This window comes from Euzebyales bacterium (assembly GCA_036374135.1).
In the GTDB taxonomy this organism is placed as follows: domain Bacteria; phylum Actinomycetota; class Nitriliruptoria; order Euzebyales; family JAHELV01; genus JAHELV01.
The window spans coordinates 1-2950 of sequence record DASUUK010000111.1 but is presented as its reverse complement, the minus strand read 5'-3'; the positions used below and the strand labels follow the sequence as shown (position 1 = coordinate 2950).

The window sequence follows — 2950 nt, the reverse complement described above, 5'->3', positions numbered from 1 at the left end:
TACTGCAAGGAGCGCTTCGACCGTGCCATGCCGTACTGTCCGAACTGCAAGACTCGCAAGGGCACCAGGGGCTTGGGAGCGCCCGGCGGCTCGATGCCGTTCTAAGCTGCTCGGGGCATTTGTAGCGACCGCTCGATGTGGCTGGTGTGCGGTGTCAACGTCGCTCGCCGTGCTACGTGGACCTACGGCTCATCCCGGTAGCGCCGAGCCGTTCTCAGGACCCGTGCGGGCAGCCGAAATATGCCTCGATCAGGTCGAGGATCCCGTTGACGGAGATGCCCGTAAGGGTGACGTACGACAATCCGGACGGCAACGAGTTCGGCTTCGGCAGCACCGGCGTGATCAGCGCGGCGGCTCGTGCCCGGCGGCGTGCGCGCGCTCGCGGCCATAGCTTCGCCGCATGCGAATCTGCCGGCATCCCCGGATCTGCAATGGTTCGCCGGGTGCTTCGTCCGGCCTCGGGACTTCGTGCCCAGACACCTGTTGGACGGTCCGGGCTGACGATGCGTCAGGCCTGCCGACCCGAGTCGCCACGGTCTTGGTCGCCGGGGTGACCGTGAGCTACAGACCAACCCCGAGTGGCGGTTGACGGTCGCGGTCGAGGCCCGGGCTGCCGACTCGAACGACTTGTTGCAACATTCGGCGGGTGTTGGGCTTCTGGTCGACGGCGAGCGCGTGGCCGCGGCGCTGGCCGATGGCGTCGATCCAGGCGCGGTCGTCGGTGGCGTAGATGCGGTTGGACAGTCGCCCGCGGGACAGTGCGACGTACGCGCGTTCGGCGGTCGCCGACGCGGAGGACGCGAACAGGCTGTGATCGACGGTGGCGCCTTGGGCGGTGTCGACGGTGCGGGCGTACCCGTAGTCGACGTGCGCGCCAACGTAGTCGGCCGGCAATGTCACCCGGGCGGGCCCTTCGAGCGACCGATGGGCTCCGTCCAGCTCGACCGTGACGTGTCGGCGGCGGGTGGCGGCGACGCGGCCGGTCATGCCATTGCGAACGGCGACGGTGGTGCCGTCGGGTTGGGTCAACCGGTGGTTGCGACGGAGGATGACCTCGTCGCCAATCGCGAGGTTGACCGTCCGGCGGTCGTCCGGCGCGCGGTAGGTGCGGGAGCGCCGGGCGATGTCGCCGCGGGCGACGAGGTGGACGCGTGCGAGCCGGTTGAGCTCGGCGACCGTGGCGCGCTCCGTGGCGAGCATCAGCACGCTGTGACCGGTGTTGCGGTGAGTGAGCCAGTCGTCGACCATCTCCATCCACGCGTCGACCGGCCGTGTGTAGTGGTCGGACACCGCGCCCTGCGCGCGCAGGACGTTGACCGCGGCGGCGGGTTGGTGGTCGCGGACGAGTTCGGCGGCGTCGCGGTACACCGAGTCGCGGAACCGGTGGTTCTGGCCGAGGACGGAGGCGCCGAGCCGCTGGGCGAGGGCGTAGTGGCCGCCGCCGACGTCGACCGACGGGATCTGGCGGTGGTCACCGACATCGACGACCTTGCCACCGACCGCGTCAACCGCGCGCTGCAGCGCCAGGCGCCTGCGGGTGGGGCACATAGCCGCCTCATCGAGCACCACGACCACGCCGTGCGGCAGCCTTCGGCGGCTGTGGTGGAGCTCGGCCAAGAGCCGGTCGACGGTGGCCGTATCGGTGATGCCGGCGGACACCGCGAGTTGGTGCGCGGCAGTGGCGGATGGCGCAATGCCAACGACAGGGATGCCGGCGGCGTCCAGCGCCGCGCGGTAGGCGCCCAGCGCAGTCGACTTGCCCGTCCCGGCCTTGCCGACCACCACATCCACGCCCGCACCTGAGGAGGCGAGCGTGCGGACCATGGACTGCTGATCTGGGTCCAAGCCAGCACGGGCGGAGAGGACCCTGTTGACGATCCGGAGCGGGATTCGGGCGACGCCAGCGTCCCGGCGGCTGGTAGCGCGGTGCAGCAGTTCGGTTTCAGCGGCGAGCAGGTCGATCGTGGTGTAGCGGCGCTCGGCCTGATCGACGGTGCGGATGATGCGGCCGGTGGCGTCGCGGACGCGCAGCAACTCCCCGCTGGTGCGGGCGGCGGGGGCGAGGACCGGGACGACACGGTCGTCGCGCAGCAACCGGTTGACGAGGATCTCGACGCGACCGGCGGCATTGTCGGCGGTCACGCCGTGGATCGCCGAGTGGCCGGCGAGGTCAATGACCGCGTCGCGGCGGGAGAAGCTCGACGACTGCCTGGTCACGCCGTCCGGGCCGGTCATCGCATCCAGCAACCTTCGGACGTGCGGGATGCGTGACGGGTTGTGCTGCACGCCGGTTGGTAGCGTCGCCTGGAGGATCCGTCCGGGATCGTGGCCGGCGGCGATCGCCTCACGAGCGAAGCGGTCGTGCAGCAACCGGCCATCGCCGACCTGGACCTTCGCGTGGCGGGTCGCGAGCGCCGCGGTCTGCGCCCCGCGGCCCGACGCAGTGTCAGGGTCAAGGCCACGCGCCGCCAGGGCGGCCGTGATCTGGCTGCGCCGCTTCGACCACACCCGACACAGGCCGGGTGGGATGCCGGCGACCTCCCACTGCTCGTCACGGCGCTCCCAGCCGACGCCAAGCAGACGGGTCAGTTCGGCGCGAAGCGCTGCCTGGTAGATGCCGTCGGCGGCCTTGGCGTGCTGGAACAGCAGCCCACCGTCGAGCGCCGCGCGGCGCCCGTCAGGCGCCTCGAGAGTGTTGACGAGGATCGAATGCGAGTGGAGTTGCGGATCGCCCTCGCGGGAGCAGCGGTGCATGAAGTCTGTCCGCAGGAATCCGAGGTCGGAGCCGTCTTGCCGGTCGATGCCGTCGCGGCCGAGCCGGGCGACACACGCGTGGGCGGTGAGGTAGCCGACCGCGGCGTCGACCGCCGCAGCCTGCGCCTCCCATACCTGCTCGCGGGCATCCTCGGGCGCGAGCGCCCACAGCGCCGAAATCGACTTCGGCGGCGAG

1 protein-coding gene is annotated in these 2950 nt (G+C 70.9%); it reads right to left on the bottom strand.

Translation table 11 applies throughout. The annotated features are described in order from the left end of the window. Positions 1 to 561: 561 nt before the first annotated feature. A partial coding sequence (gene mobF, locus VFZ70_17495; protein HEX6257608.1) for a MobF family relaxase occupies positions 562 to 2950 on the bottom strand: 2389 nt, incomplete at its 5' end.